The sequence below is a fragment of the Clostridium omnivorum genome (genome assembly GCF_026012015.1).
GTDB classification, from domain to species: Bacteria; Bacillota; Clostridia; order Clostridiales; family Clostridiaceae; genus Clostridium_AX; species Clostridium_AX omnivorum.
On the sequence record NZ_BRXR01000001.1, the window covers coordinates 2,916,205 to 2,928,561 of the forward strand.

12 protein-coding genes are annotated in these 12,357 nt (G+C 31.1%); 11 read left to right on the top strand and 1 reads right to left on the bottom strand.

Features of this window, described 5'->3' with window-relative positions:
* Nucleotides 1–56 precede the first annotated feature (56 nt).
* Both bsdE14_RS13760 and bsdE14_RS13765 read left to right on the top strand, forming a co-directional pair.
* On the top strand, nt 57–686 hold the full coding sequence (locus bsdE14_RS13760) for a nitroreductase family protein (RefSeq protein ID WP_264850531.1): 630 nt from the start codon (nt 57–59) through the stop codon (nt 684–686).
* A gap of 208 nt (nt 687–894) precedes the next feature.
* Nucleotides 895–1,659, top strand: coding sequence for an N-acetylmuramoyl-L-alanine amidase family protein (locus bsdE14_RS13765; RefSeq protein ID WP_264850532.1), 765 nt, complete (start codon nt 895–897; stop codon nt 1,657–1,659).
* A 58-nt stretch (nt 1,660–1,717) separates the two neighbouring features.
* On the opposite strand, the gene bsdE14_RS13770 is transcribed toward bsdE14_RS13765, so the two are convergent.
* The gene (locus bsdE14_RS13770) at nt 1,718–2,344 is read right to left on the bottom strand and encodes a hypothetical protein (protein WP_264850533.1); all 627 of its coding nucleotides are present in this window, start codon (nt 2,342–2,344) and stop codon (nt 1,718–1,720) included.
* A 241-nt stretch (nt 2,345–2,585) separates the two neighbouring features.
* On the opposite strand from bsdE14_RS13770, the gene bsdE14_RS13775 reads away from it, so the two are divergent.
* From bsdE14_RS13775 to bsdE14_RS13815, 9 genes are all read left to right on the top strand, one after another.
* Nucleotides 2,586–2,897 carry a hypothetical protein gene (locus bsdE14_RS13775; protein ID WP_264850534.1) on the top strand — a complete coding sequence of 104 codons (312 nt, stop codon included), beginning with the start codon at nt 2,586–2,588 and terminating at the stop codon, nt 2,895–2,897.
* Between the two features lie 32 nt (nt 2,898–2,929).
* A complete protein-coding gene (locus bsdE14_RS13780; protein WP_264850535.1) occupies nt 2,930–3,235 on the top strand; it encodes a spore coat protein in 306 nt (101 codons plus the stop codon).
* 23 nt (nt 3,236–3,258) lie between these two features.
* Nucleotides 3,259–3,888, top strand: coding sequence for an HD domain-containing protein (locus bsdE14_RS13785; protein WP_264850536.1), 630 nt, complete (start codon nt 3,259–3,261; stop codon nt 3,886–3,888).
* 320 nt (nt 3,889–4,208) lie between these two features.
* Entirely contained in the window at nt 4,209–5,495 is a 1,287-nt protein-coding gene (locus bsdE14_RS13790) for an ABC transporter substrate-binding protein (RefSeq protein WP_264850537.1), read from the top strand.
* A 13-nt stretch (nt 5,496–5,508) separates the two neighbouring features.
* A complete protein-coding gene (locus bsdE14_RS13795) occupies nt 5,509–6,420 on the top strand; it encodes a carbohydrate ABC transporter permease (RefSeq protein WP_264850539.1) in 912 nt (303 codons plus the stop codon).
* A 14-nt stretch (nt 6,421–6,434) separates the two neighbouring features.
* Nucleotides 6,435–7,289 (top strand): carbohydrate ABC transporter permease, encoded by an 855-nt coding sequence (locus bsdE14_RS13800; RefSeq protein ID WP_264850540.1) that lies wholly within the window; start codon nt 6,435–6,437, stop codon nt 7,287–7,289.
* A gap of 148 nt (nt 7,290–7,437) precedes the next feature.
* A complete protein-coding gene (locus bsdE14_RS13805; protein ID WP_264850541.1) occupies nt 7,438–8,595 on the top strand; it encodes a response regulator transcription factor in 1,158 nt (385 codons plus the stop codon).
* Nucleotides 8,596–8,603: 8 nt separating this feature from the next.
* Nucleotides 8,604–10,409, top strand: a complete 1,806-nt coding sequence (locus tag bsdE14_RS13810) for a sensor histidine kinase (protein ID WP_264850542.1) — start codon at nt 8,604–8,606, stop codon at nt 10,407–10,409.
* A 31-nt stretch (nt 10,410–10,440) separates the two neighbouring features.
* Nucleotides 10,441–12,201, top strand: coding sequence for an FAD-dependent oxidoreductase (locus bsdE14_RS13815; protein WP_264850543.1), 1,761 nt, complete (start codon nt 10,441–10,443; stop codon nt 12,199–12,201).
* The last annotated feature ends 156 nt before the right edge of the window (nt 12,202–12,357 follow it).

The window sequence follows — 12,357 nt, forward strand, 5'->3', positions numbered from 1 at the left end:
AAGCGTTTTATATAATAGTTTTTCAAAAAAATAAATTTAAAAAGTGAGGTATTAAAATGTCAGATTTAAAAGGTTTAATTGAGAAGAGAAGATCACCTAACAATTTTATTGAAGGAATTAAAATTCCTAAAGAAGACTTTCAAGAAATATTTGAACTCTTGAAATTAGCACCTTCCTGTTTTAACATACAGCATGCTAATTATTTAGTAATTACTGATGAAGATAAGAAAGAGGCATTAAGAGAAGCAGCTTTTAATCAATACAAAATACATACAGCTTCTGCTGCTATCCTTGTACTCGGAGACAAAGATGCTTATAAGAAATCAGATAAAATATATTCTGGTATGTTAAACTTGAAGATGATATCCCAGTTTGACTATGACCAAATGATTAATGATATTAACAATTTATACGAGGGAAGAGGAAAAGAATTTCAAAGGGATGAGGCTATAAGAAACGCATCTTTATCTGCAATGATGTTCATGCTCATAGCAAAAGACAAGGGATGGGATACATGTCCAATGATAGGCTTTGATCAAAATAGAGTACGTGAATTATTTAATATTCCTGAAAACCTTGAAATTGTTATGTTAATTACTATGGGAAAAGAAGATACTAAGAAGACCAGATTAAGAGGATATAGAAGGCCAGTTGGTGAATATGTATCCTTTGAAAGCTTTAAATAGAAAATGATTAGTAAAACCAGTATAAATTTTAAAAAATTTATGCTGGTTTTTATTTTAATCATAATCCAATCTGAATAAAGAATTTTGTAATAGTAAAAAATATTGATTAATTTATGCCGGAATAGTGGAATAATATATATAGTTTTGCAATTAATATAAGTTTACATATGGGTACTAAAGGTGTAATAGGAGATTGGAGATTAATCAGATGATCAAAAAGACACAAATAAAAAAAGTAATCCTTATGGCAGCAGCTGTTGTTGCCATAGGATTTTATAATAGAACGCAATATTCAACAGCTGTAAATTCTAACGGTTATGAGAAGGATTTAAAATCAATTGAAGTAAACTCTGTAGAAAATGCTATTTTACTTGCCAGTAACGTAAATATAACAAATAAGCCTATGGTTAAAAAACAAACTGTAGTGGTAATAGATGCAGGACATGGTGGATATGATATTGGAGCTATTGGAGGCAGAAAAACAAGAGAAAAGAATGTAACCCTTCCAATAGCTTTAAAATTAGGTAGTATTCTTGAAAGTAAAGGAATAAAGGTTTTATATACTAGAAAATCAGATAATGTAGCTTGGCCAAAGAATATAAAAGCAGATTTAAAAGCTAGAACAGAGATATCAAATAAGGCAAATGCAGATTTATTTATTAGTATACATGCCAATAGCTCTATTTTTAGAAGCGCTAAAGGTATGGAGACTTATTATGCTCCACAAAATAGTAAAGCTAAGTCATTAGCAGGTAGCATTCAAAACCAATTGGTTAAAAATATTAAGCTTTCTAATAGGGGTATCAAAAGCGATAATTATTATGTATTTAAGAATACAAAGGCAACCTCAGTATTGGTTGAACTAGCATTCATTACAAATTCTCAAGAAGAGGGAATGTTAAATAATTCAAGCTATCAAAATAAATATGCTTCTTCTATTGCAGCTGGGATATTAAACTATCTAGGAAAATAGTATTATTATAAAAAATCTCTATAAACATTAGCAGTAACGAGTATAGAGATTTTTATTACTATTTTTCAGATTGATCTAAAGCCCTCCTTACAGCTAACCTCCAATTATTCATTACCTCATCATATTCTTTATTAGTATTTACTGTAATGTTAGTCGTTTGATATTGAACAATGGCATTTGCTAGATCTATTCTAAGCTGATCCAAGCTTACTGAAGGAGTAGTGGTTAGGGTATTATTATTTATATTACTTGTTTCAGAATTGGTATTACTTTTAATATTATCACTAGCAGTATTATGACCTGTATTATATCCTATGTTTCTATTTGAGCTGCCAAGAGCATCATCCATTCCAGATACGTTATTTCCTGCACCAGAGCCATTGTTATAGACTATTCTATTGCCGTTTTTATCTAATGATCCAAGTGTAACATTATATATTCTTCCATCTTTTATAACTACGGTTGCAGTTTCATTTCCATTAGGTCTCTTATCTCCCAAACCATTGTAGGTACCGTCCTTATATGGTGTATTTGCAGAGGATATTTTCCCTACACTTCCACTTCTTGAAGAGCTTTGATTAGTAGAACTATTTTTGGTTTCATCTACGGTTGAGTTTTTCGTGGAACAAGCAGCAGTAGATAATACCATAGAAAATACTATTAATGTTGCCATTATTTTTTTCATTTAAATTAGCACCTCGCTTGCATTTAAGTATAAACTTATATAAGCTTAATTTTATCTAAATAGAATATTTTATACTGAATATAAGTAGTAAAGAAGTGGTTTTAGAGGTTTAATTTGGAGTGATAAAATTTGATTTTAAATTAGTTTTATGAATTAATAATCCTTGTTGTGAAAAACTATAAGTAAGTGTTTTACATAATGAAATAGTGAAATTGATATACATAGAGAGGTAGGAGAGCATATGGAAAGTAAGCCTAAGTTATCGCATCACGAGGCAATGGAATTACACGAATTAATTAATGATTATATGGTAGGAGTTAAAAAGCTTAATGAAGAAATGTCTAAGGTACAAGATGAAGAATTAAAAAATTTTATGGAAGATAGTCTGAATAATAAAATTACAAAGCTTCAGGAGATAGACGATTTTTTTAATAATGAAAATCAGCAGCAATCTGAAGAAAGCAGTCAGGAGCAATACCCAAGCTGGAATCATAATCAAGAACAAGCACAGGGACAAGGGCAAAGCCGAGGACAAGGACAGAGTAGTCAATAAAGTTAAAGATTAATAAGGATAGGTGAGGTAGGATGTCTTGGATAAATAATTTGTTTGGAAATAATAATTCATATACAATGAATGAGGGAGACATTGCAATTGAACTGCTAATTGCTTCAAAAGCTGAGATTGATCAGCTTACTAAGGCTGTTATTGAAGCTGTTAATCCTGACCTTAGGGATATACTTAGAAACCAATTAGATGCATGTATTAATGAACATTATAGACTAGTAGATATAGTATCTAACAAGGGCTGGTATAAAACTTATTCCAATCCACAGAATCAGATAAAGCAAGATTTGAATCAAATACAAGATATAATAGGAAGTACACAATAAATTAAATATATTGGAGAAATGCTATGGATAATAAACAAACATATTTTAAAGAAATGGAAGAACATCTAATGGAGGATCATAAGCCCTCTGATTATTTTAATAGTATAAAGGAAAAAACAGAGTTTAAGAATACCTTTCCTTTTAAAATGCTAGCAGATTTAGTGAATACACCTCAAAATGAAAAATATCATCCTGAGGGATCTGTTTGGAATCATACCATGCTGGTTTTGGATGAAGCCGCGAAAAGAAAGACAGACAGTGAGGATCCAAAGGCTTTTATGTGGAGTGCGCTATTGCATGATATAGGAAAGGCACCCACTACAAAGCTAAGAAAAGGAAGGATAACCTCTTATGATCATGATAAAGTAGGAGAAGATATGGCTGCTAATTTTCTGAAAGAATACTATAAAGATAGAGAGTTTATTGATAAAGTTTCAGCCATAGTTAGGTGGCATATGCAGCCGCTGTTTGTACTTAAGGAGCTGCCCTTTGCAGATATAAAATCAATGGTAAAGGATATTGACATAGAAGAAGTAGCTCTTTTTTCATTGTGCGATAGATTAGGAAGAGGCGGCAAGCTGGATAATGAAATTGAAAAGGAAAAAGAAAACAATGAGAAGTTTTTAAGAAGGTGTAAAAAGTATCTTAATTAAAAACTATAACAAAGATGAAAATTGAAAGAAGTATGGGAGCTTAACTACTAATACAAAGTTGCTTCTCATACTTTTTTTATATAAAAAATAGTCAAAAAGAAATTGAGACCTGCCTTAGTTAATTTCATAGACTTTTTTAGTGGTACCAAGAAGCTAAAATATTATACTTTTATTTAAAATTTGTTTATATATAAATAGAATTTAAACTAAGTATGAGTAAAAGGTTAAATTTATAGTACCAAATTATAAAGTTAGTACCATTTAAATGCGGTGGGTAAACCTTTACAATGATATTAAGAAAAAAATATTGGAGGGGTAACATGAAAAAAGTTAAGTTTTTAGTTACAGGACTTTTAGTTGTGAGTATGTTAGCTGGAGTAGGCTGTAGCAAGAAAGAAGATACAAGTAAAACTAGCACTGAGAAAACTAAGTTGGTATGGGCAGGCTGGTCAGGTGAAGAAGAAGCAAATAAAGGGATTATAAAAGATATAATTAACACTTATAATACTTCCAAAGATAATGCTGAGATATCCTGGGTAGGATGGCCTTGGGCAAATACTTTGCAGCAGTTAATAATAAGAACACAAAGTAAACAAGAGCTTGATGTTGCTCAGGTTGACATGGCATGGCTAGCTACTTTAGCTAAAATGGATGTATTGGTTGACTTAAATGAAGTACTTGATAAGGATTGGATGAAGGAGAACATAAGTCCAGCAGCTTTAAACTCTGGAAATATTGGAGGAAAGCAGCTAGCAGTTCCATGGACTCAAGCATCAATAGGAATGGTATATAACCCTACAATACTAAAAAATGCAGGGGTAACTAAAGTACCAGAAACAGTTGCAGAATTTGAAGAAGCTCTTAAAAAGATTAAAGCTTATGACAAAAATATAATACCTTATGCAGCAGCTACTAAGGAAGCTGGAAGTATTTCTAAGGATATGAATGCTTGGTTCTGGACTTTTGGTGGACAGTACATTGATGATAGTGGAAAGGTAGTTATAAACAGTGAAGCTAATGAAAAGGCATTAACCTGGTATAAAGGGTTAAAGGACAATGGATACATTGCAATGGATCTAACTAGATTTGATGCAAGACAGTTATTTGCTCAAAATAAAGTTGCTTTCTATGACGATGCTATATTAGCAAAAGGAATAGCAAATAAAAACGGAGTTGCTACTGATAAATTAGATTCCACAATTCAACCAATGTTAAGGCCAGTATTAAAAGCAGGGGATAAACCACAATCAACATTATGGGGACATCAATTAGTAATATTCAAGAGTTCTAAAGACAAAGCAAAGGCTGCAGATTTTATAAAATATTTAATAGGTAAAGACACAGCTATAAAGTATTTTACTGCTACAGGATCTGTACCAGTAGTAAAATCAGCAATTGAAGATGACAAGGTTAAAAATGATAAATGGTCAAGTCAGTGGTTAAAGACTACAGAAACAGGTAAGAAGGCAGAAACACAAAAATACGAAAATGATAGCCAGTTATCAACTATTGTTACCGAGGAAATCCAAAACACACTTCTAGGAACCAAAACACCTAAAAAAGCTTTGGAGGATGCGGAAAAAAGGCTTAAAGAAAATTTAAACTAGAGAAGGTGACTAAATGAATCTCTTTTCACAACAAAAATTGCAGGGGGATATAAAGAAGGATAGATTAACGGATGGCCAATTTGGCTTTCTGTTACTCCTTCCAGCACTTATAGTTTTTTCAGTTATTGTTTTATATCCGTTTATATCAGCGGTTGCTAGTAGTTTTTTTAAAGCAGATATGTTAACTACGAAAAGGACCTTTATAGGGCTAGATAATTTCAAAAGCATACTTATGGACCCTAACTTTCTAAAAATATTGATGAACACGTTTATATTTGTTGTAGGGACAACCTTGTTATCCTTCGTTTTAGGGTTTATTTGGGCAATATTATTAAATCAAGGCTTTAGAGGATCGGAAATTCTAAGAGGAATAACTCTAGTTAACTGGATAATACCAGGAACAGCTATAGGCTTTCTTTGGATGTGGATATTCCATGGACAATTTGGAGTTTTAAACTACGTATTAAAAAGTTTAGGAATTATAAAAGATAATATTACCTGGCTGGCAGATCCTAAGTTTTCTATGCTGGCAGTTATTATAGCAAGAACATGGCAGTACATGCCTTGGTTTATGGCTTTGCTTATAGGAGGTTTAAAGGGGATATCCTATGACATGATAGAAGCAGCTAGGATAGATGGAGCAAATAATTTTAAGGTTTTCACTAAGATAATATTACCCTCAATGAAAAATATAATTTACTTTGTTTTGTTACTTGGAACTATAGCAGGACTACAGCATTTTGATATTATATGGGTTATGACTACAGGAGGTCCTGGTATATCTACCACAACATTATCGGTTGAAGTTTATAAGACTGCCTTCCAAAACTGGAATTTAGGCAGAGCTTCAGCTATAGGAACAATCTGGGTTATTATTTTATCAGTATTTATGGTTTTATATTTAAAACTACAAAAGGAAAGTTAAAGAGGAGGTAGAACATGTCTGAATATAAGTTATTTGATAATAAAAGTAAAGGCTTCAAAGTTTTCTTTATACTTTCTATGCTTGTTGTAGGATTATTTGTGTTATTTCCACTATACTGGATAATAATAACTGCACTGAAACCAGCAACGGAAGCTTTTAATGTTAATCCAAGTTTTTTTCCAAAGCATATAACCTTTGAGAATTTTAAACAGGTTATAACCGATAAAAGAATATTGACTTATTTAAAAAATAGCTTATTTGTTTCCTTTACTAGCTCATTTATAACTACAGTTTTATGTATTTATGCGGGATACAGTTTTTCAAAATTTAGGTACAGAGGAAGAAATTCATTTATGCTATTAGTTATGACTGCTCAAATGTTTCCTTTTGCGGTACTTTTGCTTACAATATATACAGTAATGCGTAGGCTTAACCTTTTAGATAACTATATATCTCTAATTTTATCCTTTGTAACCTTTACTTTACCAATGGGCACATTAACGTTAAAGTCTTATTTTGATGAAATTCCTGACTCACTGATTGAATCAGGCAGTATAGATGGTGCATCAAGGTTTACTATAATGCATAAAATAATATTTCCATTAGTTGTACCAGGAGTGATATCCACAGCAATATATGGCTTTGTATGGAGCTGGAATGATTTATTATACTCCTTGACACTTGTAACTTCAGCAAGTAAAAGAACATTAGCACCAGGGCTTTCTCTTACCTATATGGGAGAATTTCAAAATAACTGGTCCAATATGATGGCAGCATCGATTTTTGTATCTATACCTGTAGCATTAATATTTATTTTCTTGCAGAGGTATTTTATTCAAGGAATAACATCTGGTTCAGTTAAGGGATAAGTTTTAAAATAGGCAATAATAATAAATAGGCTGTCAATTCGATAGCCTATTTAGGCTATTATTTAATTTAAAAGGATTTTATAGCTAGTTGTAGAATAGGTTTATGGTTAAGTTGGTGAAATTCCTTAAATTGCAGGTGGTGATTTAATTGTATAATCTCGTTATAGCTGATGATGAAAAAAATATAAGAGAAGGCTTGGCTAAGTTTATTGATTGGGAAGAACTTGGATTTAAGGTGGTTTTCAAATGCGAAGATGGCGAAGAAGTGATAGATTATATGAACAGCATGGCTGTGGATGTTATTCTATGCGATATCAGGATGAATAAAGTTTCAGGCCTTGATGTAGCAAAATATGCCTTTGAGAACTTTAAAGGAGTTAAAATAGTTTTAATAAGTGGGTATCAGGAATTTGAGTATGCCAAGAAAGCTTTAGAATATAACGTGTTTTCATATATTGTAAAGCCCATAGACATAGAAGAAATTAAAGAAAAGTTTTTAAAAATAAAGAAAGACTTAGACCATAAAAAATATATTAGTCAGGAAATAAAAGAAGATAAGATTAAGATTGAAGAGGCTCAAAATAGAATAAAGGAATTGATGGGTAATCCAGAAGTGACTATTGAAAGAACTCAAAAGTCTATTTTAAAGTATCAGGAAGCTTTAATAGACAGTTTTTTAAACTTTGATAAAGACTCGATATGCAGCTATCAAAGTAATATTTCTTCAGAACTAAAGCTGATTCCTTTTACTATAGGATTAAAGTTTTTAAAAAATACCTTAGTGCTTTTGTATAACTCTATCGAAAATCAATATTCTGGACTAATTATAAAGGATGATTTAAAAAGAAATATAAAAGAAATAAGCTTAACAAAGGACTACAACAATGCAATAAATATTTTTGAAAAGTGGATAAATGTATCTATAGAAGCAATAGAACAGAATAATAGCAGTAACATAGATCTTGTGATAAAAAGGGCAAATAGATATATTGAGGATAATTATTCTGAGGATTTAACTTTAGAAAAGGTAGCTGAGCATGTTTATTTAAGCCCAGTATACTTAAGCAAAATATATAAAAAGAAAATGGGAGTTAATTTTATAGATTATGTAACTAATATTAGGATTGAAAGAGCAAAGGAACTTCTTAGCAACAGGCATATTAAAGTATATGAAATATCAGGGCTTGTGGGTTATAAGAATTTAAAGTATTTTTATAAGGTTTTTAAGAATTATACTGGGTTAACTCCTAATAAATATAGAGAAATAATTTTAAGCAGCAAATCAGATGATATGTCTAAAAGATAGGTGTGGAGATGAGAAAATTTAAGAGTATAAATATATGGAAATATATTAAAGAATACAGATTTAATAGCATTTTAGTAAAATATTTTATCAGTATAAATCTCTTCATTACTATTCCAATGTTTGTAGCTGTTTCTATTGCCTTTAATTATTTAAATAATGTTTATAAGAACGAGGTTAGGAATGCAAATTTATCGGCATTATCAAGAACAAAGGACAGTATAGATATGATAAGCAGACAGGTTGAGACTACACTGCTAAGCTTAGCTACAGATTCAGAAGTTGAAAGCTTACTTTCTTTTAACAGCAGTGACTATTCAAAAAAAGATTATAATATGCTAAGAAATATAAGCGGCATTGAAAAAGTAGTAAATACTTATATTTATTATGGAGATTTCATAAATTCTATATGTATTTATTCTGATAAAAGCAAGTATAAAGTTGTTACCAGTAATATGAATTATATAGAATGGAAGTATGGTGAAACTTTAGAAAACCAGTTTGTGGAAAATAAAGATAAGACATATTGGATTTCAGTAATACCGGATAAAAATACCATATCCTTTTTTAGAAATATACCTATTTATAATGGGAATAAAAAGGGCCTAGTTGTAGTTAGCGTTGATATAGATAAAATAAATCAATTAATTAACCTGAATAAGGATAAATCTGTTAAGGACTTCTATATATTAAATAAAAATCAAATAGTATTTAGTAAGGATAAAAGTTTATTAAATAAAGATATCACAACCACTAAGGATTTTAAAGGGGTGGATGTATATAAAATAGGAAACACCGATACAATTAAAGTTAACGACAAGGAGTATTTTGTATACAATATTAGGTCTGACTACAATGATTGGAATTTTGTATCTCTAGTTAGTGCAGAAGAAAACAATGCTAAGGTTAATAAAATTAAAGATATTATAACTATGTTCCTACTATTTAGTATTATAACTGTACTAATAATTTCCTTCTTTATAGCAGTAAATCTTTTTACACCAATAGAGGAAATGCTGGAGATATTAGAAAAAAAACCACATGGCAATATACAAAAATATAGTAAGACTAAGATAAATGAGTTGAAAATAATTTCTAGAGGCCTAGAGAGTTCAATTAATGATGTTCAAAATCTTAAAGGTGAGCTGGAAGAAAGAATGGATCTCCTTAAAAAGGCTAGATCTATTGCACTTCAATCTCAAATTAACTCCCACTTTCTATTTAATACCTTGGAAAATATAAAGTGGAAGGTCATGGAATTCACGAATGGTGAGAATGAAGGAAGCAAAATGATATCTAATCTTTCAAAGCTATTAAGGATAGGTTTAAATACAAAAGATTATATGAACACTTTAGATAAAGAGTTACAGCATGTAAGAATTTACTTAGATATTCAAAAGGTAAGATATGAGGATAAATTTGAAGTAATTTATGATATAGAGGATGAGACACTATCTGCTATTTTACCTAAGATAACTCTGCAGCCAATTGTTGAAAATGCTATATATCATGGAATTAAGCCTAGTGATAAAAAATGTGTTTTAACAATAAAAGCATATATAATGGAAGAAAATTTGATAATAGAAATAATAGATAACGGAGTAGGCATTGAGGAAGAAAAGTGTAGAGTGATAAATAATGAACTGCAGACTGAATATATTAAAGAAGAAAATCATATAGGCATTAAAAATGTTAATCAGCGCATAAAGCTAAGCTTTGGAGAAAAGTATGGAATAGAAATAAAGAGTAAGATAAATCTTGGAACAAGAATAATTATGTCTATTCCATATACAAAGGAATTTATAGATATACAATAAATAAAGTTGATTATCCGGGAGGATTTAAGCTATGGAACATATTAAAAAGAAATATGAGGTCGTAATTGTAGGAGGAGGGTTGTCAGGTCTTTGTGCTGCTATTGCTTCTGCAAGAGAAGGTGCAGCCACTGCATTAATTCACAATAGGCCAGTTCTTGGAGGTAATGCAAGTTCTGAAATAAGAATGCATATTTGTGGAGCTGATAATCATGGACATAGAGCTAATGCAAGAGAAACAGGAATACTAGAGGAGATATTATTAGAAAATAGAAAAAGAAATCCTCAAAACTCATATTCGGTATTTGACACAATTCTATGGGAAAAAGCTAAATTTCAAGAGGGGTTGGACTTGTACTTGAATACCCATATGACAGATGTAGTAGCTAATGAGGATAAAATAGAAGCGGTTGTTGCAGAGCAAATTACAACTGAGAAAAATTTTCAAATAAAGGGTGATATTTTTATAGATGCCACCGGAGATGGTACTTTAGCATACCTTTCTGGAGCAGATTACGTTGTTGGAAGAGAAAGCAGAGATACTTTTAATGAGCCACATGCTCCAGAAAAAGGAGATAACTGTACTATGGGCAACACTCTTTTATTTAAGACTATAGATATGGGACATCCTGTGCCTTTTGAAAAGCCGTTTTGGGCAAACACTTACACAGAAGAAGACTTAAATGGACGGGAACATGGGAATAGTGGCTTTAATTATTGGTGGATTGAGCTCGGAGGAGATGAGCTTGACGTTATTTCAGATGGAGAGGTTATAAGAGATGAGCTTTTAAAGGCAGTATATGGGGTATGGGATCATATAAAAAATGCCGGAGATCATGGAGCGGAAAATTATGCTCTTGACTGGGTTGGTTTTTTACCTGGTAAAAGGGAGAGTAGAAGGATAATAGGAGACTACATTTTAAATGAAGGTGACTTAGCAAATAATACACAATTTGAGGATGCAGTTGCCTATGGCGGATGGCCAATGGACATGCATGCAGTAGGTGGATTAAGGACAAGAATTGAACCAACGGAATATATAAATGTTCCAGATGTATATCAAATTCCTTATAGAAGCTTATACTCAAAGAATATTACAAATCTTATGATTGCAGGAAGAGCAATTAGTACTTCACATATGGCCTTTGGATCTACCAGAGTTATGGGAACCTGCTCTGTAGTTGGTCAAGCAGCGGGTACTGCAGCAGCTATGGCTGCTAAAAGAGGATGCTATCCAAAGGAAATAATTAATAATATTAAAGAACTTCAGTTAAAATTACTTAGAGATGATGCTTACATTCCAGGGGTTGTAAACAATAATCCTAATAATAAAGCAAGGAGTGCTAAGATAACCTGTTCATCTTATGAAGAAAGCTGTGAATGCTATAATGTTACAAATGGTATAGCAAGGACAGTTCACAATACTTTTAATTGTTGGATTTCAAAGCCCCTTGATGGAAAAGTACAATGGATAGAACTAAGCTTTGATTCGCCTATTTCTGCTGATAGTATTGAAATAAAATTTGATTCAAATCTCTCAAAACAGCTTATGCTGTCAATGTTTAAAAATGGCTTAGAAGGACAAGAAAAAGGAATTCCAAAGGAACTAGTGAAAGATTACGAAGTAAACTTCATGTTTAAAGACAATGTAGTAAGGACAATTAGCATAAGTGATAATTATTTGCGCTTTAGAAAGCATGAGTTAGATAATTTAAAATTTGATAAAGTGAGAATTAATATAAGTAGAACAAACGGGGATGAAAGAGCACGTATATTTGAAATTAGTATATTTTAATAACGTTGTGAAGTAAGTGCAGTATATGAGTAAAAACTTTATATTATTATAAAAAAGCGAGAATATATGAACTCGCTTTTTTTTATAATATATTTTAGAAAAATTAAATTCATTCAAGAAAAATACGTCCAAGATTTTAAATGTTTGTTTATAGCT

Excerpts from the sequence above, each read along its gene's own strand:
- bsdE14_RS13760 (WP_264850531.1), top strand. The coding sequence starts at position 57 with ATGTCAGATTTAAAAGGTTTAATTGAGAAGAGAAGATCACCTAACAAT.
- bsdE14_RS13765 (WP_264850532.1), top strand. The coding sequence starts at position 895 with ATGATCAAAAAGACACAAATAAAAAAAGTAATCCTTATGGCAGCAGCT.
- bsdE14_RS13770 (WP_264850533.1), bottom strand. The coding sequence starts at position 2,344 with ATGAAAAAAATAATGGCAACATTAATAGTATTTTCTATGGTATTATCT.
- bsdE14_RS13775 (WP_264850534.1), top strand. The coding sequence starts at position 2,586 with ATGGAAAGTAAGCCTAAGTTATCGCATCACGAGGCAATGGAATTACAC.
- bsdE14_RS13780 (WP_264850535.1), top strand. The coding sequence starts at position 2,930 with ATGTCTTGGATAAATAATTTGTTTGGAAATAATAATTCATATACAATG.
- bsdE14_RS13785 (WP_264850536.1), top strand. The coding sequence starts at position 3,259 with ATGGATAATAAACAAACATATTTTAAAGAAATGGAAGAACATCTAATG.
- bsdE14_RS13790 (WP_264850537.1), top strand. The coding sequence starts at position 4,209 with ATGAAAAAAGTTAAGTTTTTAGTTACAGGACTTTTAGTTGTGAGTATG.
- bsdE14_RS13795 (WP_264850539.1), top strand. The coding sequence starts at position 5,509 with ATGAATCTCTTTTCACAACAAAAATTGCAGGGGGATATAAAGAAGGAT.
- bsdE14_RS13800 (WP_264850540.1), top strand. The coding sequence starts at position 6,435 with ATGTCTGAATATAAGTTATTTGATAATAAAAGTAAAGGCTTCAAAGTT.
- bsdE14_RS13810 (WP_264850542.1), top strand. The coding sequence starts at position 8,604 with ATGAGAAAATTTAAGAGTATAAATATATGGAAATATATTAAAGAATAC.
- bsdE14_RS13815 (WP_264850543.1), top strand. The coding sequence starts at position 10,441 with ATGGAACATATTAAAAAGAAATATGAGGTCGTAATTGTAGGAGGAGGG.